Consider the following 24,054-nt stretch of genomic DNA (forward strand, 5'->3'; position numbering starts at 1 on the left):
ATTAAATATTTTCCCTTGTAAATCTAGATGCGTATTTCGCAGCTAACTTTATGCACTCTTCCATACTGATAGTACTTGCAATCCCTTTACCTGCTATATCGAATGCTGTGCCATGGTCAACTGATGTTCTTAGGAATGGAAGACCGTTTGTAATTGAAATGGTTCTTTCAAAGTCAGTCATTTTTGCAGCAATATGCCCTTGGTCATGATAAAGGGAAAGCACTGCATCGAATTTTCCATTTAACGCATGATGGAAAACGGAATCCGCAGGGACCGGTCCAACAGCATCGATCCCATCTTGTTTTGCTAGTTCAATACCAGGAGTCAGTTCATCAAGTTCTTCACGTCCGAATAAACCGCCTTCACCGGCATGAGGGTTCAAACCTGCTACAGCAAATTTGCGTTTTTCAACTCCTAAACGCTGAAGTGCATTATCACAACGATTCAGGTAATCACGGACACGCTCTTTTGTCATTTGATCGATAGCGTCTTTAACACTGAGATGGCGTGTTAAGAAGAAGATCCTCATATTACGGACTTCAAACATCGTTAATGGGTCATCTGTATTTGTAAGAGCAGCGAGCATTTCTGTATGACCGATATATGGGACATCAGCAGCTTTCAACGATTCTTTATTGATCGGAGTCGTTGCCATGACATGAACGTCTCCAGCATTCGCAAGTTCAACAGTTTTCTCGATGTAATCGAACGCAGCCTGACCACATTGAGCTTGTACTTCTCCGAATTTCAGTTCATCTACCTTCAAGTTCGGAAGATGGATGACATCGATTGTTCCAAACTCATATTTTCCTTCTTCCGGTGATTCCACGTTATTTATAGAAAGGTTTACATCCATGATCCCGATTGCTTTTTCCAAAACTTCAGAATGGCCGATTACAAGTGGGCGGGACTGTTCATAAATCTCTTCCTTACTTAGAGCGCCAACGGTTATTTCAGGTCCGATTCCTGCAGGGTCCCCCATAGGTATAGCGATGATTGGTCTTTCGATTTGTGTTGTCATACATTTTTCTCCTTTCTGTATTGGGAAAGTTTATTCTTTAAAAGTTGCACGCAATCGTAAATGGCTTTTTTGTCACCGACAAGGCCGCCTTTTGTTACCACGGAAATGCCATCAAAATGTCCACCAATGAACTGTCCATAGGCCGCTAACGGAATGACCTCGTCGTCAAGGTGTATACCGGATGCTCCACTAACAGCACAAATGGAAGCTGTTACATCACCACCGCTTGAAAAACAACCTTCAATTTTGTGAGGGGATTGTTCGATCAGTTTTCTTGATATTTTCGCAAGTCCATCTGTTATCCGCTTTGCCAGAGCATCTTCTGAAGAATTTTCCACAATGGCTTTTTCTTTCAAGTTCACCCGTTTTGCGCCTGGATGGTAGGTGGTGATCACAATGAGGTCGTTTGTTTGTACCATTTTTAGTGCTTCATCAACGGATCGTTGAATCTCTTCTTCCCATCTTCCGTTGAACGTCGCTAATTTTTCAGCGGCAACAATAATCGGTGTAATTTGTGTTTTGGAGTACAGATATTCAAGTTGCCTTCCGGTCATCGCAGTTGCACTCCCTACTGTTACAAGAATCTTGCCAGGAGTGACTTGTTGCTGGGTATAATCACGGCAATAGGATGCAGTGAGTGGGCCGGGATCACAAGGGACGAACCGCTTGTTGCCAATTGAAGTCATCGCTTTTGCGATTTCATCGATTTCTTCATCCGTAACAGCATCAATAGAAATGATTCTTATTCCTCTATCGCTGAGATTTTTGATCTTTTTTGCGATCGATTCCGCACCTTCCAGCACGGTTGATAATGGAATATGTTCTACAGGGTATATACTCTGCGATTGAATAATATTTGGAACGTACGATTCAGTTAATGGTTTTATAGGATCCCTTGCCACATCGGTTTCTTGTAAGGGTACGCCTTCGACGAGCAGGTAACCCCCTGTGGTGACACGCCCTGATTTTGGAAAGGAGGGACAGACGATTGCGATGGATTCATCTCCAAGCTCGTCAAGCATTGCATCAATTTCATAACCGAAATGCCCCCTGACTGTACTATCTATTCTCTTGCAGAAGATAGAGACATCCTGCTCTTTGAATTTATTGATTGCTGATTTAACACGTTGCTTGCAAACATTGACGGGAGAATATCGACTATCCGTATCAATACAAATCGCATCATATCGATTTTTTTCAGGCAAAGGGGCGTCCCGAACCACCGTAGCTGTTTTGAATCCTTGCTTTGTCAATCTGACACCTGTTGCATTAGCCCCGGTCAGATCATCTGCAATAACTCCAATCATATCAATGGCCCTCACTTTCTACCTGATAGGTCTCTACTTGCTGCTGAATGAGTGCGTAATCTTCTTTTTTACCTCGGTTATCTGTGATGAAGCCTTTCAGATTAGCTAAAGAACAAACTTTACTAAAGGCTTTATGGTTTATTTTGCTCGAATCCGCCAGCAGCCAAGTTTCTTCAGCAGCTTCCATCATCAGCTTTTTGACCAGTGCTTTTTCTAAGGTCGGTGCTGTGACCCCTGCCTGAATATCGATCGCATGGGCACCAAGGAAAAACAAATCGACGTGGATCCCTCTTAAAAATTCTTGGGTATGAGCACCGAATAACGCGCCTACATTGTTTTGCAGGTCTCCTCCGGTCACGATCACTTTTAATGATGAGTCAACAAGTTCACTTGCGATTTTTATATCATTCGTGATGATCGTGAGGTCCTCTCGGTTTACTAATTGTCGTGCCAATTCTAGGGTGGTTGTCCCAGAATCAAGCAAAATACTTGATCCATTAGGGATGAATTCCACAGCTTTCTTTGAAATAGCTCTCTTTTCAAAGACATTTTTTGTTTCTTTATTTAAATATGGTGTTTCTAGGGTAAGGGAGCGAGGGGAAACGGCTCCACCATGAGTTCTGATCAATTTCCCGTCCTGTTCTAATTGAACAAGATCCCTTCGAATAGTCATTTGAGAAACTTTGAACATTTCACTTAACTGCTCAATATCAACTTTTCCAGTTTCATTCACATGGGAAATGATTTTTTCCCTTCGTTGTGATGGGGACATTTTGTTCATTCCTTTACTGGTTTGTTCATTTTTATCATGAATTACTATCAATTATGTTAAAAACGAACACATATGTCAACAATATTGTTCATTTCTTTCGTTTTTAATGTTTGAAATTAACATTCGGTGCCTGGCACGACAATTTCCCCCTTGAGCCCCAACGGTTTTCAGATGGTGCCTGGCACTAATCAAGAATTCAGTTATATCAAAGGATACAAAAGTGTACCTGGCACCGATCGACACTCCAGTGATACCAAGGGGTTTGGAACGGTGCCAGGCACCAAGTAAAATTTAGTCGAAAAAAAGTCTTGTAATTATTCAGACTTTTCAATATAATCAGTTATGAAAACGATTTCATGTATATACAAGTTCTGGAAGGAGGGGGAATCCTATACGTAGGAGATTTGAATGGCCACGATATCGGATGTAGCAAAGCGTGCCGGATTATCGCGTACAACTGTCTCCAGAGTGATCAATCAACATCCTTATGTCAGCGAGGAAAAGAAGAGGCTCGTAGAAAAGGCGATGAGTGAGTTACAGTATGTACCTAATTCCAACGCACAGAAATTGAGGAAACAAAAAACCGAGACGATTGCAGTGTATGTACCACGCCTGACAAATCCATTTTTCAGCCAGCTTGTTGAAACGATGGAGGAGGTCGCTGCAGAAAAAGGATTTCAACTCTTATTCTGTCAAACCAGATATAACAAACAACAAGAATTGAATTATTTGCAATTGCTCCGAGGAAAGCAGATTGATGGGTTGATTCTCACGTCAATGGAAAATCCCTGGTCTGAAATTGAAAATTATTTATCCTACGGACCGATCGTCCTCTGTAATGAATATGATTATGATGCCAAAGTTCCCATGGCACATCTAGACCAGGTGATGGGAGGCTATATCGGTACAAAGCATTTACTTGATCGTGGGCATAAGGCCATTGTTTACTGCAGTTCAGAGCCAGGTGGCAGCCGGGTATCAAAAGGCCGACAAGAAGGCTACATAAAAGCCATGCAGCAGGCTGGCATCTCAATTGATCAGGAATGGATGTACACCGATCAATTCACGATTGAAGGCGGTAAACGATTATTCTATCGGTTCCACAATTTAAAAAATAGACCGTCAGCTGTTTTTACAGGAAGTGACGAAGTTGCTTCGGGGTTGATATTCGAAGCCAGGAAAAACGGTTGCCGGATCCCTGAAGATCTCGCAGTCATCGGATTCGATGACCAACCCATTGCTGAATTGATGGGGCTCACAACAGTTAAACAACCTGTTCATCAGTTAGGAAGGGCAGCAATGGAATTGATGGTCGAACAGATTCAATCACCGGAAAAAATCAATTCCAATCGTGTTGAATTACCATTTGAACTTATCATTCGAGAGTCGACTAAAACAACATGAATAATGTAGATTTTCTGCATAAACGCAACTAAAGCTCAGCCTGCACAAAAGGCTTGGCTTTGCCAGGTTTCTTTACAGTTTGTGAAATCGATTCCAATTTTAAAAAATAAAGGGGAGGATTTCTAATGAAAAAATCAAAATGGACAAGCCTGTTTTCACTTCTACTTGCGCTAACCCTAATCCTTGCTGCCTGCAGCTCAGATGGCGAGAAAGGCAGTGGTGGCGAAGATGGTGAAAACAAATCAGATGGCGAAAAAGTGACGATCGTTTATGCAAAAGGACAAGATGCAACGAAAGGGACAGAAAAGGTAATCGAAGCATTTGAAAAAGAACATCCGAACATCGAGGTCGAATTTCGGGAAATGCCATCGGATACAGGTGCTCAACACAATGCTTACGTCACTGCACTAAATGGAAAATCTAGTGAAATTGATGTCCTGGAATTAGATGTTATATGGCCGGCTGAATTTGCTCAAGCTGGGTATGTCATGCCGTTGGATCGTTTTATCAAAAAAGACAAAATCGATATGGAGTCTTACAATGAAGGTGCTTTAAGTGCTGCGAATTTTGAAGGAAGACAATGGGCAATGCCTAAATACATTGACGCTGGTATGCTTTTCTATCGTAAGGATATGGTTGAAGAACCACCTAAAACCTGGGATGAATTGATGACAAAAGCTGGTGAACTCCAAGGTCAAGAGGGTACGAAGTTCGGTTACCTTATGCAAGGAAAGCAATACGAAGGGTTAGTATGTAATGCTGTTGAGTTCATTGCTAGTTATGGTGGAGCAATTGTCAATGAAGACGGTGAAGTGGTTGTAGACAGTGAAGAATCGATTAAAGGCCTTACCAAAATGGTTGAAATAATGAACTCAGAGATCGTTCCTGAAAACATCACCAACTTCACGGAGCCTGAGTCCCACACCTCTTTCATTGAAGGTGAATCTCCTTTCATCCGTAACTGGCCTTACCAATATGCATTGGCGAATGACGAAGAACAATCTAAAATTGTTGACAAAGTCGGAGTTGCACCACTTCCGGAAGGTGATGCTGGAACAGCTGCAGCCTTAGGTGGATGGATGGCGGCGATCAGTGCTTATTCTGAGCACCCAGAAGAAGCATGGGAGTTCTTGAAATTCATGACTGGACCTGAAGGACAGAAAATTTCAGCGATACATGGCGGTAAAGCGCCGACGATTTCTTCTTTATATGAGGATGAAGAAGTCCTGGAAGCAAATCCGTTCTTTAAAGAAGAAGGATTCGTAAATGCACTTGAATCTGCTGTTTCCCGTCCAGTCGTAGCGAATTATCCTGAGATTTCAGAAATCATTCAGATTGAAGTCTCTAAAGCCATCGCAGGACAAAGTACACCAGAAGAAGCAGCTAAAGCAATGCAATCAAAAATTGAGAGTGCCATGAAATAACGAAAATCAGATAGGGCTGGCTCTAACATATGTCACTCAGGGTTGCCTCGAAATGCAACCCAGAGTAAGACGCGATGGGGTCAGCTTCTATCATTTGAAAGGTGTGAAGATGGATTGAGTGATCGTACATCAAAACCTAAGAAGAAACGAAAAAAACTTTCTGAAAGCTCCGTTGCATACTTATTGATTGCGCCTTCACTACTTTTGATTCTCGTTATTGCCATATGGCCGGTTATCCAATCCTTTTATTTTTCGTTGTTCGATATGAGGCTGAACAATCCGACTAAATCTGAGGTTCATACGAGCCATATGATCGATCTGCACCGTTATTTGGATAACTATTTTCTTTTGGAAGGTGCGATTGATAAAGAATTAGATAAAGCTAGCGGAGGAAACGAGGAAACACTGAATTCTGTGAAACAAGACTTATCAACGCTTGATTCATCATTATTAAAGGATGAAGAAATTAAAGAACGTTATGAAATCATCGATGAAAAATTGATGAAATTTGAAAAGGTAGGTTCCAAGGAGAAGCTTGTCGAGGTTGAAAAGGACCGAGCCGAAGAAATTCAGGTTACACTCAATGATATCAAGGAGAAAGTGAACGGTCTTGATGAACTGGAGGACCCAAAGACTGTCAAAGGATTGAGCAATGCACTAGCTGATTCGGTCATAAAACCTAATTTCATCGGATTTGATCATTATGCCAAAAATTTGACGGACAAGAGAATGTGGATGTCAATTTGGAATACCGTCGTGTTCACAGTCGTGTCTGTTGCAATTGAATTAGTCATCGGTCTGATGATCGCGTTGCTGATCAATAAAGCATTCTTCGGAAGAGGACTAGTCCGTGCTTCCATCCTGATACCATGGGCAATACCTACAGTTGTAGCAGCTCTAATGTGGAAATTCCTTTATGACGGGCAGAATGGAGTCGTCTCAAAAATATTTGAAGAAATCGGACTCATCGACCGGATGGCGACACTTCTGACAACCGATTCAGGCGCTATGTTCTCGGTCATTTTTGCCGATGTATGGAAAACGACTCCTTATATGGCGTTGTTACTGCTTGCTGGTTTACAGACGATACCCAAAAGCATGTATGAAGCAGCAGCCATCGATGGAGCGAATAAATGGAAACAATTCATTACAATTACACTTCCTTTATTGAAAACTAGTATTCTAGTCGCGCTGTTATTCCGCACACTCGATGCTTTCCGAGTGTTCGATCTCATTTACGTATTGACCGGCGGAGGACCTGCTAATTCAACAGAAACCATATCCTTGCTTGCCTATAAAGTGATGATTGCTCAATCAAACTTCGGAGAAGGTTCTGCACTATCTGTCGTCGTCTTCATTTGTGTGGCGATCATCTCGATGATTTACATCTCTTTATTAGGCAGAGACCTATTAGATGATAAAAAATAAGGAAAAGGAGAGGGTGAGTTGAATGCAGAAGAAAGCCGGACCAATGTTTTATGTAGGTTTATCCGTTTTTATTTTCCTGGTCATGTTCCCGTTCTTATGGATTTTGATCAGTTCATTGAAGCCTGTATCTGAATTGTTTGGAGAGAAGGCATTCATTCCTTTTACTTCAGATCCGACGCTTGAAAACTATCGATCCGTATTCGTGAACCATCCGTTCTTGACTTACTTGAAAAATAGTTTGATTGTTTCTGGAGTGACAACGATCTATACGGTCCTCGTAGCTTCATTTGCAGCGTATGCCATAGCGCGTATGAAGTTCAAAGGAAAAACGGTCATACTCGGGCTTGTACTGTCTGTTTCGATGTTTCCGCAGATCGCGACAATCTCCCCGATCTATATCATTTTGAAAAACCTGGGGCTGACGAACAGTTATCTCGGATTGATCATTCCGTATACGACGATTACATTACCTCTCTCGATTTGGATTCTCGTAACCTTCTTCCGTAAAATTCCATTCGATCTGGAAGAAGCCGCGAAAATCGACGGGGCATCAATAATGCAAACGTACTGGCGCGTCATTTTGCCACTGGCGATTCCAGGAATTTTTACAACGGCGATCCTCGTCTTCATTGCTGCCTGGAATGAGTTCTTGTTCGCCCTTGTTTTAAATACACAGGAAGCTTATAAAACAGTACCAGTAGGGATTGCGATGTTCCAGGGGCAATTCACAATTCCATGGGGTGAAATATCTGCAGCTACAGTTGTGGTCACAGTACCGTTAGTCATCATGGTCCTCTTATTCCAACGCCGCATCGTTTCAGGACTGACTTCTGGTGCAGTGAAAGAATAAGGAAGCGTTAAAACGTTGTGTTTACAAGTTAACGACAGTTGAAGAAACGGTCTGCGGAACTGCAGACTGTTTTTTTTGAAGAAAAGCCATTACGTTTAAAAGAGCTACTGAAAGGAAATATAGAGCTTAAAGGAGGTAATCCTATGAGTTCTGATAAAAATAAAAGAAAGAGTCCGAATAAAAAGGAGCCGGATCATACGCTTCATGAAGATGAGACAGTAGATCCGATGCCTGTAGAAGATCAGAAACAAGAAATTAGAGAAGAAAAGAAAAAACATAAATCCAAAGATGATTCATCAAGTGAAAAACACTATCGGAAGAATGAATGAGAAAAGCGACCTGAAATGGTCGCTTTTTTCTGACCTGACTCGATTTAGAGGACACGAGAGCCCTTATTTTGCTAAAATTGCATGTTTTATGAAATTAGCGGACACCAGAGACCTTATCCGGGTAATACGCTGCTAATAAGTTGTATTTTCACCCAAATAGCGGAACGGTTGTCCTCTAATTTTTTAAATCATTACTATTTGTCACAAATAGCGGAACAGATGTCCTCTAATTTTTTGATTCAAATAGATTCCTTCACCCTGTCCGCCGATATTAACAATCTCCAGCTTCAAATCCGTTTCACAGCCACCGCTTTCCTCATCTTGTTCAATGATTCCTGTGACGTTTCCTTCGTTTTCATCATCACATTCACAAATAAGGCATCAATGATACTCAGCTGTGCAATCCGCGAAGCCAATGCCTCTGAACGATAATCGGTTTCTTCAGATGTCGTAAAAAGCGGAACATCGACTTTTTGTCCTAAAGGAGACTTAGCAAGTGTAGTGATCCCGATCGTCTTCACTTTATTCTGTTGGGCAACTTCTATTACATCCAACAAGTCCTTGTTCGTGCCAGAATGGGATATGAACATGATGACGTCCTGGTCGGTTAATTGGGATGCGGCCATTAGCTGAAGGTGTGAATCCGAATAGGCCGCGGATTGGATACCACTGCGTAAAAACTTGTGATGAGCATCCATTGCGATAATCCCCGAACCTCCATTTCCGTAGAATTCCACTTTTCTAGCACCAATTAGTAATTCAACTGCCCTATGATAGTGTTCCTGTTCTAATATGTGAGAAGTCTCTTCAAGCGTCCTTATATTTGACCGGAATATTTTTTGCGCAACCTCTTTCTCATTATCTGTTTCGTTAATGGTTTCATGGATGTCCTTTACAGGGTTCACGATTTCAGAAGCTAGCGCAATTTTCATGGCTTGATAGCCTTTGAATCCGATTCGTTTGCAAAAGCGGAAAACGGTCGCTTCAGCAACTTGCAGATCATCGGCTATTTGACTGATCGTCGAATGGATGATGTGCTCTGGATTGTTCAAAATATAATCAGCGATCATCTTTTCTTTTTCACTGAATCTGTTATAAAACGAGCGGATTCGTGGAATACAATGCTGTTGTTGCTGTTGATCTTTACTCAAAGTCGTTCTCCTTTCAAAACTACTATTACTATTATATACCATTGTAATACGAAAAAAAATTTCATGAAAGCGGTTGAAAAGAAAAAATATTTTTGTATAATTGGTGACAAAAGAAATATTTTTTCATCGTAAGTCATTCATAATTTATCACTGGAGGTTTTAATATGCAAATAGGTTTGATCGGTCTCGGAAAAATGGGGTACAACCTCGGTTTGAATCTGATTGACCACAACCATAATGTACATGCTTTTGATGTAAACGCATCAACTCTTGAGTCATTTGAAGCAGAAGGTGGTCAAGGACATGCTTCCATAAAGGAGCTGGTTGAAAACCTTGTTAAACCACGAGCGGTCTGGATCATGGTTCCAGCCGGAGAAATTACGGAATCTGTCATTTCTGAATTAGGTGAATTGCTGGATCCGGAAGACATCATCATTGATGGTGGAAACACGAATTACAAAGAATCTGTAAAAAGGGCTGAAGCATTAAGCGAGAAGGGTATCCATTTCTTGGATGTCGGAACAAGCGGTGGTGTCGGCGGAGCAAGAAACGGTGCTTGCATGATGGTCGGCGGGAATGAAACCGCGTTCAAACGATTAGAATCTGTCTTTGATGAAGTTACAGTTGAAAATGGATTTCTTTACACAGGGAAATCTGGTAGCGGCCATTTCTTGAAGATGATTCATAACGGAATCGAATACGGCATGATGCAAGCGATCGCTGAAGGGTTCGATATCCTTGAAAAAAGTCCATTCGATTACGACTACGAAGGTGTATCGAGAGTTTGGAACAACGGATCAGTCATTCGTTCATGGCTCATGGAACTTACTGAAAATGCATTTTCGAAAGATGAAAAGCTCGATGATATCCGAGGTGTCATGCACTCCTCCGGTGAAGGGAAATGGACGGTGGAAACAGCACTTGATCTTCAAACAGCTGCACCGGTCATCGCACTTTCATTAATGATGCGGTACCGTTCTTTAGAAGAAGATACGTTTGCAGGTAAAGTTGTCGCTGCTCTACGAAACGAGTTTGGCGGACACGATGTTGTGAAGAAATAAATATTCGATTGGGGGAAATGGAGATGTCAGGAGCAGGCTTAATTTTAGTCGCATTATTAGGTATCATCGTTTTACTATTCTTAGTCATGAGAACGAAGCTTCAAGCATTTGTCGCGCTATTGATTGTCAGTATTCTGGTCGGAATCGGCGCTGACATGAAGTTAAGTGATATAATCGGTTCGATTCAAGAAGGGATGGGCGGGACGTTAGGTTTCGTAGCCGTTGTCGTCGGGCTTGGAGCGATGTTCGGACAGATGCTCGAGGTATCCGGTGGAGCAGAACGTCTTGCCCAAACCCTTATCAAAAAGTTTGGAGAGAGCAGAGCACAATGGGCATTGAGTGTCACAGGTTTCATTGTCGCCATTCCAGTATTCTTTGATGTTGGTTTCATCATTTTAGTTCCTATTGTATATGGTTTAGCAAAGAAAACAGGGAAATCGCTCTTATTCTATGGAATTCCATTGCTTGCTGGTCTTGCGGTAACACATAGCTTTGTCCCACCGACACCAGGACCGATTGCGGTTGCTGAACTCGTTGGAGCAGATATCGGTTGGGTCATCTTATTCGGTATCCTTGCAGGTCTTCCAGCTATGATCATTGCGGGACCGATCTTCGGTAAGTATATTGCGAAAAAGATTCATGTTAACGTTCCGGATTATATTGAACTTGAAGAAAGACACTATGACCGTGAGCTGCCTGGTTTCGGAACAGTCGCTAGTCTGATTCTGATTCCACTCGTATTGATCCTTTTGAATACGTTTTCAGGACTACTACTTCCTGAAGGGAATAACGTCCGTGAATTTTTAACATTCCTAGGACATCCATTTGTTGCATTGATCATCGCAACAGTGCTTGCCTTTTATATTCTTGGAATCCGAAAAGGGTATTCGAAGGATGAAGTGCAACAGATTGCAACAAAAGCACTTGAACCAGCTGGTATCATCATTCTTGTAACCGGTGCAGGTGGAGTCTTCAAACAAATCCTGATTGATTCAGGTGTAGGTGATGTATTGGGTGAAATGATGGCTGGATCATCATTACCACCACTATTGCTAGCATTCCTTATTGCTTCATTCGTACGTGTTGCACAAGGTTCCGCTACTGTTTCAATGATCACTGCAGCAGGAATCATGTCACCGATCATCGATTCACTAGGATTGGGAGGGCCGGTGCTTGGACTTATGGTCATCTCCATTGCAGCTGGTGCAACGATTTTATCCCATGTGAATGACAGTGGTTTCTGGCTCGTCAACCGCTATTTCGGTCTGGATGTGAAAGATACATTACGATCATGGACAGTGATGGAGACACTTATTGCACTTGTCGGATTTGCAGTCGCCTTTACTATCGGAATCTTCATTTAATGGAACTGAAAGGACGTTTTTAATCATGCAACAAGAATGGTATGTAGGAGTCGACATAGGTACAACCAGTACAAAAGCGGTCGTATATGATGCAACAGGTGAAGTCAAGGGATTGCATAATGTGGAATATCCTTTGAACACCCCTGAGGTATCGGCCGCCGTACAGGATCCTGAAGAAATCTTTCAGGCTGTGTTGATGAGCATCCGAACAGCTATAGAAAAAAGTGAAATAGATGGTAAAAAGATTGGATTCATTTCGTTCAGTTCCGCAATGCATAGTTTGATTGCTGTCGATGAAATCGGATCACCGCTTACGGAATGTATTACATGGGCGGATACCCGAAGCTCAAATTGGGCAGAAAAATTGAAGGCGAGCTCTACAGGGCATGACATTTACAGAAGGACAGGTACACCGATCCATCCGATGTCGCCTCTTGTGAAGCTCATGTGGCTGAAAGAAGAATATACAGACCTATTCGAAAAAACAGCGAAATTCATTTCAATAAAAGAGTATGTTTTTAAAAAGTTATTCAATGTATTCATTGTTGATCATTCCATTGCATCGGCTACAGGTCTTTTCAATCTAGAAAATCTGACATGGGATGTTGAAGCTCTAGAAGTTGCTGGTATAACAGCAGCTCAGCTATCTGAACCAGTACCGACTACAAAGTCGATCGATGGGATTGATGAAAAATATGCAGAGGTTCTCGGCATCGATCCATCCACTCCATTCATTGTCGGAGCAAGTGACGGCGTGTTATCCAATCTAGGGGTAAATGCGATTGAACCAGGAGCTGTCGCGGTCACGATCGGGACAAGCGGAGCAATCAGAACGGCAGCAAATGCACCTGTAACTGACCCTAAAGGCCGCACATTCTGTTATGCGCTCACAGAGGATTTATGGATAATCGGAGGACCAGTCAATAACGGAGGAATGACGTTCCGGTGGTTGAGGGATGAAATATGTGGAGCGGAGATCGAATCAGCAAGACGTCTTGGCATTGATTCTTACGAAGTCTTGACTGGAATCGCGGCGAATGTAAGGCCGGGAGCTGATGGCTTGCTGTTCCATCCCTATTTGACTGGAGAACGGGCCCCGCTATGGAATGCAAATGCCAGAGGTTCTTTCTTCGGACTTGCTTTGCATCACGGAAAAGAGCACATGATTCGAGCTGTATTAGAGGGAATCGTGTTCAATTTGCATTCCGTGATGCTTGCCTTGAAAGAGTTAATCGGCATGCCGAAAAGGATCCAGGCGACAGGGGGCTTCGCACGTTCAGAATTATGGCGGCAAATGCTTGCTGATATATTCGATCAGGAAGTTTTTGTCCCTGAAAGCCATGAAAGCTCTTGTCTTGGCGCAATGATTCTAGGGATGTATGCACAAGGGAAAATCGATTCTCTTGAACATGTGAAAGCAATGGTCGGCTCGGTACATCAGCATACACCTGACCCAGAACATGCAGAAATCTATAATGAGCTGATGCCGATCTTCATCCGAGTCTCGAGAAAGCTGACGGATGAATACGAAGCAATTGCCGCTTTTCAAAACAAACATGTAAAACCTAAATAAGCATAATTTTGAGACTTGCTGTCATTCAAAACAGCAGGTCTTTTTTATATAAATTGGAGAATAAATGGACACCAGAGCCACTGTGCTAGAAAATACTGTAGAATCGAATATGTTATAATCGAATAGATTTCATAATTTTCTTACTACATCTTTCTATGTATTTAAGGTGAAATTCACCACACTCCTGCGGGAAAAGGGAGCCAGGCGAGACCCCACAGCGAGGAACTCGCGAGGAGGCTTGCGGTTCGCCCGCAGAAAGGGAGTGAAGAACAACAATAAAAAAAATAACATAAGGGGGGAAGAGAGTTGCCTAACATAGTAGATATAGTCCAATCACAAGTTATTTCCTCAATAAAGAAAGAAGAAGATCTAAAGATTGCAATCAGTTCAAATTCAAACATTTCATTCTTGCTGACCGGGGATATCATCACTACAAAAGGGTATATCGAGCAATTGAAGGAAGCAGGGAAAATGACGTTTGTACATACCGATTTCATTGAAGGTCTTTCGAATACGAGAAGTGCGATTACATATATAGCGAAAATCTGGAAGCCCATGGGGATTATCACGACGAAGAGCAATCTGATCAAATATGCAAAAGAGGAAAGATTGATGACGATCCAACGTCTATTCCTCATTGATCGTAATGCGTTGAAAAAAGGTATTGAAATTGCGCATAATTGTAAGCCTGACGCAATCGAAATTTTACCAGGGTTAATGCCATCAGTAATCGATGAATTGACAAGGCAGACAGACTTACCGATCATCGCTGGTGGATTAGTAAGCAATAAAGAAGAAATTTTAAATGGATTGAGGGCGGGTGCGCTCGCTATATCCTCTGGAGATCCGAAATTGTGGAATCTGGAACTATAGGACTTTAGAATAGTTTTATTCTGAAAATTCCGTATATTCATTGCCGTAAAACTTTCTTTATTGTAAAATTATAGGTAATTAAATAGAAAAGATAGTCTTCAGGTAGAGAAGAGGAGAACCCTGTGACGTTAACCGGTATTACAGTCAATTGTAATACATTAACCGTCATGGGGTTTTACGTATGTATGGGCGATTTTTAGAAAGAAAGGGGATGAAAATGTTAACCAAGGAGGATGTTTATGAAGGAGAATTTCCACAAATGGGTGTTGTATTCAGTCGCGATGGTAATGGTGATAGGAGGTTTCTTTTTATTTGCACCAACTCAAACGTCTAAGGCATTAGAAACGAATAATGAAAATGGTCCGCTCCCCTACCTACTAATCACAGAGGTCGTCCCCAACACAGACAATTATGCTGGATATGACGCGTTCGAGTACCTGGAAATCTACAATAATAGCGGAGAGTCCATCAACTTGGAAGGATATCGAATCCAATCTTATAACTGGAATGTGGTAATTAATGAACCTTTAATGATTGATCCTTGGGAAACGCAGCTTTTTTGGACAAGGACTGATGATGTTGAACCGATTACTTTAGAAGGTTTCAACCACAATTACTTTATGTCCTACAAAAGCAAGTACGTTGAGGAAAATCAGGTTCATCGATTAGATGATGTTGCTGGTTTGGTCAACAGCGGCAGCAGGAGTGTAACAGTGTATGATCCACAAGACCAAGAAGTGGTCAGGGCAAATTATACCGGTGGTGACGTATCATTGAAAAAATCAGTCACGTTCGGTTACCCGCAAGACGGCAGTTTGACGATGGAAACGTTGGGTGGCCATCAAGAGCCAACACCAGGATGGATTGTTCCTGGACAAGCTCCTTTACGTCCAGTAGAGGATGACGTTCCTCCAAATGTACCAGAAAATATCACTTTAGATGCTGGAAACGGTGAAGCTACACTATCATGGGCAGAAAACTCTGAATCCGATCTATACCGTTATCATATCTATAAGGATGGAATGTTGGAGTATTCAGTGGACCCTTCTGTACATGAATTTACACTATCTTCTTTGATTGGAAACAGGGAATATGTAGTCGAAATATCAGCTGAAGATTCGTCAGGAAATGTTTCGGAAAAATCTGAACCGCTTGCTGTGACACCGTCCCATCAAATCATTACTCAAGTAGAACGTTCTCCACACTATAAAGATCCTAAGTACCAAGGACTATGGGATATCAGTGAAGACGGTCCTGTTATACCTGGACTGGTCCAGGATCTTGTCCCTCAAGGATTGACCTATTATAAGCCCAAAGATTGGTTGATGACCGTCAATTATTTAGACGATGGTAGGCCTGGTACGCTGACTGTAACAGATGCGACTAGTGAACAATTAATCAAATCTGTTGTATTGTATAACACTGATGGTACACCTTATACTGGACACGCTGGGGGAATTACAGTCAGTCGAGACCATGTTTGGATTGCATCAGAACAATTTCTGTTTCAATTGAAAATCAGTGAACTTATAGAAGCTGAAAACAATGACGAAATACAGTTCATCAATCAAATACCAGTCCCTGTTGAGGCTGCTTATAATGTTTATGATGAGGGAATTCTTTGGGTTGGCGAATTCTATCAATCAACTTCTTATCCTACTGATCCATCTCATCACATCGAGAATCGTGAAGGTGAGATGCATTATGCATGGATGGTAGGCTATAATCTGGAACGGAATAACGACAACTTGTCAGATGAACATTGGAATGGTGATCCTGAGCAATCAGCAACACCAGATTATGTTTTATCTACTACTGAGAAAGTGCAAGGTGCAATCGTACAAAAAACAGGGCAAAAAGGGATAGTACTCAGTACTTCTTATGGGAGAGGGAATGACAGCGTCCTCTATCGATATGAACATCCATTGAAAGAAGATCCCCATGATTATGTCGAGGTGAATCAAAAAGAAATTCCTTTATGGTTCTTGGATGGGGCAACATCGAAGCCAAGGGAAAGTGTAGAGGCGATCCCGATGCCTGAGGGAATTGTTGAGATTCAAAAAGAATTATATGTCCTTTTCGAATCAGGAGCCAATAAATATCGCTATACAACCACTTACCAGATGGATAGGATGCTTAAAATCGATATGAAAGCCTTGATGCAAGAGGATAAGGGAATAGACTGATAATAGTACTGGACAGAAAGGAGGACGGTAATTCCAGCCGTTCTCCTTTTATCTGTGGTATGATTAGCGCCATATTATCGTTGTGCAGGAAATTAGAGGACAACTGTTCCGCTAATTGGGTAAATCACTGCTCATTTTCGTTGATTTCAAGTCAATAAGGGCTCCTGTGTCCTCTAAAAGCTCATCATCCAATGATCAACAGCTTTTACTTATCTTTGAAAAATATTCATAGCACTTTATTGAACAATAGTCCTTTGACGGACGAAAACACATAATCTGGCTGCCATTCAGATGATGGCACATCCTCAGCCGTGGTAACTCCAGAAAGGACAAGTACAGTTTTCATCCCAGCCTCGATCCCCATCCGGATATCCGTTTCAAGCCGGTCTCCGATCATAACACACTGATCTGGAGATAACGTGAGAATATTGATTGCAGCTTCAACGGTTATTACAGATGGTTTTCCTATCTGTAAATCAATTTTCCTGCCTGTTACGCCTTCCAATGCTCCGATCATTCCTGCACAATCTGGAACCTCACCAAATTCAACTGGACACGTTCTATCAGGGTTGGTTGCAATCGTTTTGGCTCCATTTTTTACAGCCTGATAAGCAAAGTTCAAATGATCATAATGAAAATCGCGATCCCAGGAAAGGATCACAATATCTGTCTCTTCAGGTGTAAGTGCGATTGGAAACCCTGCAAGTTGGATTTCATCCTTAATGATCTGTTCACCTATGATATAAAGTTTCGAGGCTGGGTGGTTGTTATTCAAGTAGTTAATCAATGTGACGGTAGGATTCAGAATATTGTTGACTGTCACATCAATATTGAAGTTTTTCAGTTTTTCTACGTATTTCTGTCTGGATTCGATTGTTTTATTGGTGAGAAACAAGATTTGCTTTTCTTCTTGTTGAAGGCTTTGAATTACTTTATCAGCGCCTTTTATCAACTGTTTACCAAGGTAGATCGTTCCATCCAAATCAAAAATATATCCTTTGATTTCTCTCATCTCTTCCTCCGTTATCAATAAAATAATCCCTTGAGCTTCACAAAATAACCCAATTCTGAAATTGGATCATTCATTGCCCAAGGGATTCTCCAGTTCTCTAACCTTGCATGGTATTCTTTTTAAAAAGGGATTATGTTGGTTGTAAACGAAATTTGCGACACTCCTGCGGGAAAAGCTAGGGATCAGATCAACAATAAGAACTAAGACAGCTTATAATTTAATACACATCATCTCTTCAGCTTTTTCGACCATTCTTCTAATATTCAGTCGTGAGAGCTCATCATCGTACGGTTCTCCATCGCTAAGATGAACCAAAATCACTCTTCCAATAGAATCTAGATTATAGTATTCCACGATTTCTGGTAAGCTGGTATGATTTGGATCGATCTCTTTGGCGGATGTCGTTTCATGAATCAACACATCGATATATTCATATGCCTGGATGTGTGAATTTACCTCACTATCTCCTGAATAAACGATTGTTTTTCCAGCAGTTTTTACTTCTAATCCGATGGTAGGAACAGAATGAAGTGCTGGAAAACAGGAAATACGCAAATTTTCAACCGTGATCAGCTCTTCAATAAGATCACCATTGAAGGTCTTCACATGGATCGGAAAATCGATCCCCCAATCATGGACAGCCATTGTGTCCAACCACTGGTTGAGCTTCACCTCATTTCTATCATCACAATAGATCGACAATGGCTTCTGTCGACCTTCAAGCCACATTCCCCATAATAGGGAAGGAAGCCCATAGATATGGTCGATATGAAAATGTGTGAATATGACAGAATCCAGCTCTTCCAATCCGATATTTATCTCTTTCAACTTTCTGCAAGGATTGCCACTAACATCAATCAACACCTGGTAATTCTTATTAGAAAGGCAGAGGGAGGTATTATCCCGTCCTTTGCCAGGATAGGCACTCCCGGTTCCTAGAAAATGAATCTCCATTTAAACACCACCTATTTGATTCCAGAGTGCATGAAACTCGACACGAATTGCTTTTGGAAGATGAAAAACGCAATCAATAAAGGTAAGATGACCAAAACTGTCCCGGCAGTCACCATCCCCCATTGAGCTCCTGTTTCATAGGATTGGGCGAATTTAGCTAATCCTACGGTCAATGGACGGTTTTCATCAGAGTTTGTAATAATTAACGGCCACATGAAGTTGCTCCAGTGATGGCTGACAGAAACCAGTGCAAAAGCAATATAGGTTGGTTTTGCGGATGGGACATAAACATGCCATAATGTTTGCCACCATTTACATCCATCGATTTTTGAAGCTTCATCGAGATCGAATGGGACCTGTTTGAAAGTCTGTCTCAATAAAAACACACCAAAAGCTGAAGCCCAGTATGGGAGCATCACAGCTAGTTTTGTATCCACCAACCCTAATTGACTCATAACTTGATAGTTTGGAAATAACAAAATCTCCGGCTGGATCATCAATTGGAGCAAGAATAAGATGAACAACACATTTTTTCCTCTGAAATTCACTCGGGCAAATGCATAAGCTGCAAGGGTAATTGTAAATAACTGAACAATCAAGATGCCAAATACGATTACGAACGTATTGAAATAATACGTGAGAAATGGAGCAGTATTCCACGCATCTATGTAATTCTGGATAGTAGGATTGGATACCCAGAGAGGGAAGGAGCTGCCTATTACTTCTTTACTGGTAGAAAATGAGGTTATGAAAACCCATAACAATGGAATGAAGAAAACAATGCCTAAAATGGTGATGATTGAATAATTAATTCTTTTATACAATGGAAGCCCTCCTCCCTCAGTAATGGATTTTCTTATCCAAGAATAAATAATTGAAAGCAGTTATGCCTAAAAGAACGATAATCAATACCACCGTCAAGACGGCAGCCTTTCCAAGATCCCAATTCGTAAAGGCGACTTCGTAAATATGGTAGAGTAACAAATTACTAGCATTATCGGGCCCGCCTTTAGTCATGATATAGAGATGGTCAACGTTTTTGAACGCATTTGTGATCGCCACGATCATGACAAACAGTGTTGTCGGCATCAGTAAAGGAAAGGTGATATGCCGGAAAATTTGAAATGGCTTTGCTCCTTCAATCATAGCCGCTTCATAAACATCTTTCGGCAAATTTTGCAAACCAGCTAAATAAAAAATCATAAAGAATCCGGTATCTTTCCATATGATCATGATGATCATCGCTATCATTACTGTACTTTGGCTTCCTAACCAATTGGGTCCATCCGCGCCAAAGGCATTCAAAAATTTTTCCAATAAGCCGTATTGAGGGGTATAGATGAACAGCCAGATATTTGCCACGGCGATAAGCGGGATTACGGTAGGGTAGAAAAATGATGTTCTCAGCAAGGCACTGCCGGCCATCTTTTTGTTCAGCCAAATCGCTAAATACATGGCCAGGAATAAACTTGTTGGAACAGTTCCAATCACGAAGATGATGTTGTTCAACATGACCTTCCTGAAAATATCATCGGTGAAAACCTCTTTATATTGCTCCAGACCAGAGTATTGCAGACGTGTCATCGGACCGCTGTAAAAACTTAAATGTATCGATTTAAGCGTCGGATAAAAGGTGAATAAGGATAGGAAGATAAATGATGGGAACAAAAGTAAATAGGCGAACATATTCTGCTTGAAGCTGAAACTGAGTTTTCCCCTGCGCGTATTTTGTTTGATAGCCGTCGGTTTACCTATTGGTGCATATTGTTTGTTAGCCATTAGATCCTCTGAAACCTCCAATCTTTAGTGAAGAGAAGCCCAAATTAATTCAACTCTTAATCTGAGCTCCCCCTAATTTCTATTCTAGTCCTGGAAAGGTTCCAAAACGTTTTCTGCTTCTTGTTGAGCTTTTTCCATACCTTCATCAACACTGCTTTTTCCTGTCAGGATCGACTGTATGGCATCGTTGAAAATTTTCTGCACTTCACCGTTCTGATAAGTCGCCAATTCACTATCCGCATACTCAAGCTGCTCACGTGCAATGATCGCCTGAGGGAACTCCTCAACATATTCTTTCAATTTATCAGTCTCGTAAGCAGATTCCCTTGTAGCTACATAACCAGTGTCTATGGACCATTGGGCTACACGTTCAGGGTCAGTCAAAAATTTCATGAACTTGATCGCCGCTTCTTTATTTTCTTCTGGTATGTCTTTGAACAAGTAGATATTCCCGCCACCAGTAGGAGATCCATACTGGTTATTAGCCGGTAAGTATGCCACACCGAAATCGAATTCTGCATTTTGTTTGACATTGGTCAAGTTTCCAGTTGTGTGGTACATCATTGCTGTTCTTCCGCTTAAGAAGTCAGATGGAACAGTCGCCCATTCAATCGTACCTTCAGGCATGACCTTATGCTCTTTACTTAAGTCAAGATAAAATTGCATTGCTTCTTTAGCGTGTGGTGCATCAAAATAGGTTTCTTTTCCGTCTTCAGACATGATATTATCTTCTGTCTGTAAAGCGAGTGCTTGGAACATCCAATATTGATAACCTGTACTCGGGATTTCGAGACCCCATTGGTCCTTTCCGCCATTGACAGTCAACTTTTTACTGTATTCAACTAGTTCATCCCATGTTTCAGGTGGAGCTTCAGGGTCAAGACCAGCTTCTTCAAAAGCATCCTTATTGTAATAAAGGACGATGGTGCTTCTTTGGAATGGTAGACTCCAAACCTGGTCGCCAATTTTCGAGTTCGCCATGAAGGCATCATAGAAATCATTGAAATATTCCTCGTCAAACAAAGGTGTCATTTCTTCGATGACATCATTTTCAAGCAATGTAAATAAATCGATCGAAAACAATACAGCTAACTCAGGGGGATTTCCTCCTTGTACGGAAGCCATAACCTGTGTCATCGTCTCGGCATAACTACCACCGTATCTCGGATTCACTTTGATATCCGGATTCTCCTTTTCAAAGTCGGCAACTACACCATCGACAATCTTGGCTACATCACCTCCGACAGCAACGGGGAACCAAAAGTCGATCTCTGTAACTTCATCCTGTGAGCCTCCACTGCTGCAAGCTACCAGAACAATGAGCAATGCAGTGAATAATGACAAAAATTTGACCCTCATCAAACTCCTCCTTTAAATGCTTTTATAATTTAGTCTTAGTTGTTGATTTACATGTCGAAATTCCCGACACTCCTGCGGGAAGAGCGTGAGGAGACTTTTGATTTGCCCGCGTGAAGGGAGGGGCTTTCGCGAAAATCAACGAAAAAGATTAACAAAACCATAATCTAAATAAATAAATCCCCATGAACAATAAAAAGTACTACATGAAAGATGTAATACACTTTATTGCTCACAGGGTTCTCCTCATCTCTACCCAAAGACAATAAATGTCCTGTTAAATTGTTTGATTATTTATAATAATAAAACAATTAAGGTCTGATGGCAATCATTTTTTGGATTAGCTTCCATAATATATGTAAGTTGAAACCAACACCTTCCATATAAAGCGATTTTTCTGAAAGGCTGTTTCGCAAACTTTGTTGCTCTTGCACTTAAAGAAAGTATAAAATACTTTCTTCAGTATAAGGGCAACTAAGGCTCGACCTACAAAAGGCTTGGTCTCGCCAAGTTTTCTTTAAAAGTCGTTGATTTCCGCTCCAGGATGCTCGCTTTCCGCGGGGCGTGCGGTGAGCCAACTCGTCGCCTTGCGATCTCAGGAGTCTCCTTTTCAAGGAAGCATTTGTGCTCCTGCGTCTACAAGAAAGTCCTGTCGAAGCGAGCTTCCTCGTCGCATGCCTTGCGAGGAGATTATTCAGGTAGTAGGCACGCTGATCCCGCAGGACAAGGAAAGCTGCGGCAGCGTTACATCGCAGGAAGAAAATGCGATTTTCATTTTCGAGGAGTCTCGCACCTTGCTCTCCAATCAACTTGCACAAGGTGAGTTTTTAAAAATGACTCAAAAGCCACAATCTTTTAGAAAAGAGCCTTCTGAAAATGAGGGGTTGAAAGCGTCTCCAATAAAGAGTAAGATGAGTGAAAGAATCCGAAACGTTTTGGAGGAAAAGTTTTGGCCACGATCAAAGATATCGCAAAGCATGCAGGTGTATCAGTTACAACCGTCTCAAGGGCTTTGAACGGATACTCGGATGTAAGCGAAAAGACTAGAGAAAAAATCAAACAGGTCGCAAAAGAATTGAAGTACAGTCCCAACCTTCTGGCAAGAAGTCTGGTCATGAATAAGACAAAGACCATCGGATTGTTGGTTTCTGGCATGAGAATCGAAGGGAGTAAAGATAACTTCACCTACGAGGTCTTATGCGGAATCAACGATTATGCTGCCCAGTCAGATTACGATCTTGTGTTGTTGAGTACGAGTTCGGAAAAGCAGCATGAAAAGACATATACGCAGCTTTGTCAGGAAAGAAAGGTAGATGGACTCATCCTTCAAGGAATCAAAACGGATGATCCTTATTTAGAGGAAGTGCTGGAGAGTGATATTCCTTGTGTCCTGATCGATATACCGATTGAAAGTGAAACAGTCGGTTATGTGTCGGTCGATAACAAGGAAGGTGCTTTTAAAGCGGTCGACCATCTTCTCGAACAAGGACACCGGCATATCGGTATGATAAATGGCCATAGCCAGGCGTTCGTTAGTAAAGAAAGACTGGAAGGATATAAACATGCCCTTTCGAAAAAGGAGCTTCCTTTTGTTGAAGATTATGTGGTGAACGGAGATTTCCTGGAAGAGACGGCTGAACAGAAAGCGGGAGAATTGCTCAGTAAATTTCCGGATATGACGGCGTTATTTTGTGCGAGTGACCTGATGGCGATAGGTGCAATGAGAGGAGCAAGTAATTTAGGCATGAACATGCCTGAGGATTTATCCATCGTTGGATTCGATAACATCATTTTATCTGCTTATACGACTCCAAGCTTGACGACGATCGCTCAAAATCGCTATCAGCTAGGATATGAATCCGCAATTTTATTAACAAATATGCTAGAAGGAAAAGACGGATCACAGAAAAAAATCTTGGATACGACATTGATTAAAAGAGAATCGACAGGTAAAAACCACGCATAGTGGTTTTTCATTACAATATTTACCGAAACGTTTCGGGTGACATGAAAAGACAATACTTCCTTTTGGTAGAGCTTTTATAGTTTGGCTGTTTTCGCAAACTTAGTTGCCCTTATACTGAAGAAAGTATAAAATACTTTCTTCAGTATAAGGGCAACTAAGGCTCGACCTACAAAAGGCTTGGTCTCGCCAAGTTTTCTTTAAAAGTCGTTGATTTCCGCTCCAGGATGCTCGCTTTCCGCGGGGC

The 24,054-nt window shown here is 41.6% G+C and carries 21 protein-coding genes; 12 read left to right on the forward strand and 9 right to left on the reverse strand.

The features are described 5' to 3' along the window. Nucleotide 1: 1 nt before the first annotated feature. Genes pdxA through ACTWQL_RS20745 form a run of 3 tightly spaced genes read right to left on the reverse strand, consistent with a single transcriptional unit; the run spans nt 2 to nt 3,100 of the window. Nucleotides 2–1,021, reverse strand: coding sequence for a 4-hydroxythreonine-4-phosphate dehydrogenase PdxA (gene pdxA / locus ACTWQL_RS20735; protein WP_443144309.1), 1,020 nt, complete (start codon nt 1,019–1,021; stop codon nt 2–4). Then, entirely contained in the window at nt 1,018–2,328 is a 1,311-nt protein-coding gene (locus tag ACTWQL_RS20740; protein WP_443144310.1) for a four-carbon acid sugar kinase family protein, read from the reverse strand. The genes pdxA and ACTWQL_RS20740 overlap by 4 nt, the downstream gene beginning before the upstream one ends. A gap of 1 nt (nt 2,329) precedes the next feature. Then, the gene (locus ACTWQL_RS20745) at nt 2,330–3,100 is read right to left on the reverse strand and encodes a DeoR/GlpR family DNA-binding transcription regulator (protein ID WP_443144311.1); all 771 of its coding nucleotides are present in this window, start codon (nt 3,098–3,100) and stop codon (nt 2,330–2,332) included. A 408-nt stretch (nt 3,101–3,508) separates the two neighbouring features. On the opposite strand from ACTWQL_RS20745, the gene ACTWQL_RS20750 reads away from it, so the two are divergent. The 5 genes from ACTWQL_RS20750 to ACTWQL_RS20770 all read left to right on the forward strand — a co-directional run bounded on the left by ACTWQL_RS20750 (nt 3,509) and on the right by ACTWQL_RS20770 (nt 8,535). Further along, nucleotides 3,509–4,504, forward strand: a complete 996-nt coding sequence (locus tag ACTWQL_RS20750) for a LacI family DNA-binding transcriptional regulator (protein ID WP_443144312.1) — start codon at nt 3,509–3,511, stop codon at nt 4,502–4,504. A 125-nt stretch (nt 4,505–4,629) separates the two neighbouring features. Beyond that, nucleotides 4,630–5,928, forward strand: coding sequence for an ABC transporter substrate-binding protein (locus ACTWQL_RS20755; protein ID WP_443144313.1), 1,299 nt, complete (start codon nt 4,630–4,632; stop codon nt 5,926–5,928). A 114-nt stretch (nt 5,929–6,042) separates the two neighbouring features. After that, nucleotides 6,043–7,356 carry an ABC transporter permease subunit gene (locus tag ACTWQL_RS20760; RefSeq protein ID WP_443144314.1) on the forward strand — a complete coding sequence of 438 codons (1,314 nt, stop codon included), beginning with the start codon at nt 6,043–6,045 and terminating at the stop codon, nt 7,354–7,356. Between the two features lie 22 nt (nt 7,357–7,378). Further along, nucleotides 7,379–8,206 (forward strand): carbohydrate ABC transporter permease, encoded by an 828-nt coding sequence (locus tag ACTWQL_RS20765; RefSeq protein ID WP_443144315.1) that lies wholly within the window; start codon nt 7,379–7,381, stop codon nt 8,204–8,206. Between the two features lie 143 nt (nt 8,207–8,349). Further along, nucleotides 8,350–8,535, forward strand: coding sequence for a hypothetical protein (locus ACTWQL_RS20770; protein WP_443144316.1), 186 nt, complete (start codon nt 8,350–8,352; stop codon nt 8,533–8,535). A gap of 287 nt (nt 8,536–8,822) precedes the next feature. On the opposite strand, the gene ACTWQL_RS20775 is transcribed toward ACTWQL_RS20770, so the two are convergent. Further along, a complete protein-coding gene (locus ACTWQL_RS20775) occupies nt 8,823–9,686 on the reverse strand; it encodes a MurR/RpiR family transcriptional regulator (RefSeq protein WP_443144317.1) in 864 nt (287 codons plus the stop codon). Nucleotides 9,687–9,850: 164 nt separating this feature from the next. Here ACTWQL_RS20775 and gnd point away from each other — a divergent pair, with 164 nt between their 5' ends. From gnd to ACTWQL_RS20800, 5 genes are all read left to right on the forward strand, one after another. Beyond that, entirely contained in the window at nt 9,851–10,747 is an 897-nt protein-coding gene (gene gnd / locus ACTWQL_RS20780; RefSeq protein ID WP_443144318.1) for a phosphogluconate dehydrogenase (NAD(+)-dependent, decarboxylating), read from the forward strand. A 23-nt stretch (nt 10,748–10,770) separates the two neighbouring features. Next, a complete protein-coding gene (locus ACTWQL_RS20785) occupies nt 10,771–12,111 on the forward strand; it encodes a GntT/GntP/DsdX family permease (protein WP_443144319.1) in 1,341 nt (446 codons plus the stop codon). Between the two features lie 25 nt (nt 12,112–12,136). Next, on the forward strand, nt 12,137–13,684 hold the full coding sequence (gntK, locus tag ACTWQL_RS20790; protein WP_443144320.1) for a gluconokinase: 1,548 nt from the start codon (nt 12,137–12,139) through the stop codon (nt 13,682–13,684). Between the two features lie 306 nt (nt 13,685–13,990). Beyond that, nucleotides 13,991–14,557: a glycerol-3-phosphate responsive antiterminator gene (locus tag ACTWQL_RS20795; RefSeq protein WP_443144321.1), complete on the forward strand. Its 567-nt coding sequence runs from the start codon at nt 13,991–13,993 to the stop codon at nt 14,555–14,557. A 239-nt stretch (nt 14,558–14,796) separates the two neighbouring features. Then, the gene (locus ACTWQL_RS20800; RefSeq protein WP_443144322.1) at nt 14,797–16,743 is read left to right on the forward strand and encodes a lamin tail domain-containing protein; all 1,947 of its coding nucleotides are present in this window, start codon (nt 14,797–14,799) and stop codon (nt 16,741–16,743) included. Between the two features lie 226 nt (nt 16,744–16,969). On the opposite strand, the gene ACTWQL_RS20805 is transcribed toward ACTWQL_RS20800, so the two are convergent. The 5 genes from ACTWQL_RS20805 to ACTWQL_RS20825 form a co-directional block, all read right to left on the reverse strand. Further along, nucleotides 16,970–17,755, reverse strand: coding sequence for an HAD-IIA family hydrolase (locus ACTWQL_RS20805; RefSeq protein ID WP_443144323.1), 786 nt, complete (start codon nt 17,753–17,755; stop codon nt 16,970–16,972). Between the two features lie 210 nt (nt 17,756–17,965). Then, entirely contained in the window at nt 17,966–18,709 is a 744-nt protein-coding gene (locus tag ACTWQL_RS20810; RefSeq protein WP_443144324.1) for an MBL fold metallo-hydrolase, read from the reverse strand. An 11-nt stretch (nt 18,710–18,720) separates the two neighbouring features. Then, on the reverse strand, nt 18,721–19,533 hold the full coding sequence (locus tag ACTWQL_RS20815; RefSeq protein WP_443144325.1) for a carbohydrate ABC transporter permease: 813 nt from the start codon (nt 19,531–19,533) through the stop codon (nt 18,721–18,723). A 16-nt stretch (nt 19,534–19,549) separates the two neighbouring features. Beyond that, nucleotides 19,550–20,395 carry a carbohydrate ABC transporter permease gene (locus ACTWQL_RS20820; RefSeq protein WP_443144330.1) on the reverse strand — a complete coding sequence of 282 codons (846 nt, stop codon included), beginning with the start codon at nt 20,393–20,395 and terminating at the stop codon, nt 19,550–19,552. A 177-nt stretch (nt 20,396–20,572) separates the two neighbouring features. Continuing rightward, nucleotides 20,573–21,847 (reverse strand): ABC transporter substrate-binding protein, encoded by a 1,275-nt coding sequence (locus ACTWQL_RS20825; protein WP_443144326.1) that lies wholly within the window; start codon nt 21,845–21,847, stop codon nt 20,573–20,575. Nucleotides 21,848–22,518: 671 nt separating this feature from the next. On the opposite strand from ACTWQL_RS20825, the gene ACTWQL_RS20830 reads away from it, so the two are divergent. Both ACTWQL_RS20830 and ACTWQL_RS20835 read left to right on the forward strand, forming a co-directional pair. Then, nucleotides 22,519–22,860, forward strand: coding sequence for a hypothetical protein (locus ACTWQL_RS20830; protein ID WP_443144327.1), 342 nt, complete (start codon nt 22,519–22,521; stop codon nt 22,858–22,860). Continuing rightward, nucleotides 22,794–23,810 (forward strand): LacI family DNA-binding transcriptional regulator, encoded by a 1,017-nt coding sequence (locus ACTWQL_RS20835; protein WP_443144328.1) that lies wholly within the window; start codon nt 22,794–22,796, stop codon nt 23,808–23,810. The genes ACTWQL_RS20830 and ACTWQL_RS20835 overlap by 67 nt, the downstream gene beginning before the upstream one ends. The last annotated feature ends 244 nt before the right edge of the window (nt 23,811–24,054 follow it).

Origin of the sequence: Pseudalkalibacillus sp. R45 (assembly GCF_052246725.1) — a bacterium.
In the GTDB taxonomy this organism is placed as follows: Bacteria; Bacillota; Bacilli; order Bacillales; family Fictibacillaceae; genus Pseudalkalibacillus.

Bases quoted from the DNA above. Each gene is read 5' to 3' on its own strand.
- pdxA (WP_443144309.1), bottom strand. From the start codon at position 1,021: ATGACAACACAAATCGAAAGACCAATCATCGCTATACCTATGGGGGAC.
- ACTWQL_RS20740 (WP_443144310.1), bottom strand. From the start codon at position 2,328: ATGATTGGAGTTATTGCAGATGATCTGACCGGGGCTAATGCAACAGGT.
- ACTWQL_RS20745 (WP_443144311.1), bottom strand. From the start codon at position 3,100: ATGTCCCCATCACAACGAAGGGAAAAAATCATTTCCCATGTGAATGAA.
- ACTWQL_RS20750 (WP_443144312.1), top strand. From the start codon at position 3,509: ATGGCCACGATATCGGATGTAGCAAAGCGTGCCGGATTATCGCGTACA.
- ACTWQL_RS20755 (WP_443144313.1), top strand. From the start codon at position 4,630: ATGAAAAAATCAAAATGGACAAGCCTGTTTTCACTTCTACTTGCGCTA.
- ACTWQL_RS20765 (WP_443144315.1), top strand. From the start codon at position 7,379: ATGCAGAAGAAAGCCGGACCAATGTTTTATGTAGGTTTATCCGTTTTT.
- ACTWQL_RS20770 (WP_443144316.1), top strand. From the start codon at position 8,350: ATGAGTTCTGATAAAAATAAAAGAAAGAGTCCGAATAAAAAGGAGCCG.
- gnd (WP_443144318.1), top strand. From the start codon at position 9,851: ATGCAAATAGGTTTGATCGGTCTCGGAAAAATGGGGTACAACCTCGGT.
- ACTWQL_RS20785 (WP_443144319.1), top strand. From the start codon at position 10,771: ATGTCAGGAGCAGGCTTAATTTTAGTCGCATTATTAGGTATCATCGTT.
- gntK (WP_443144320.1), top strand. From the start codon at position 12,137: ATGCAACAAGAATGGTATGTAGGAGTCGACATAGGTACAACCAGTACA.
- ACTWQL_RS20800 (WP_443144322.1), top strand. From the start codon at position 14,797: ATGAAGGAGAATTTCCACAAATGGGTGTTGTATTCAGTCGCGATGGTA.
- ACTWQL_RS20805 (WP_443144323.1), bottom strand. From the start codon at position 17,755: ATGAGAGAAATCAAAGGATATATTTTTGATTTGGATGGAACGATCTAC.
- ACTWQL_RS20810 (WP_443144324.1), bottom strand. From the start codon at position 18,709: ATGGAGATTCATTTTCTAGGAACCGGGAGTGCCTATCCTGGCAAAGGA.
- ACTWQL_RS20820 (WP_443144330.1), bottom strand. From the start codon at position 20,395: ATGTTCGCCTATTTACTTTTGTTCCCATCATTTATCTTCCTATCCTTA.
- ACTWQL_RS20825 (WP_443144326.1), bottom strand. From the start codon at position 21,847: ATGAGGGTCAAATTTTTGTCATTATTCACTGCATTGCTCATTGTTCTG.
- ACTWQL_RS20830 (WP_443144327.1), top strand. From the start codon at position 22,519: ATGCCTTGCGAGGAGATTATTCAGGTAGTAGGCACGCTGATCCCGCAG.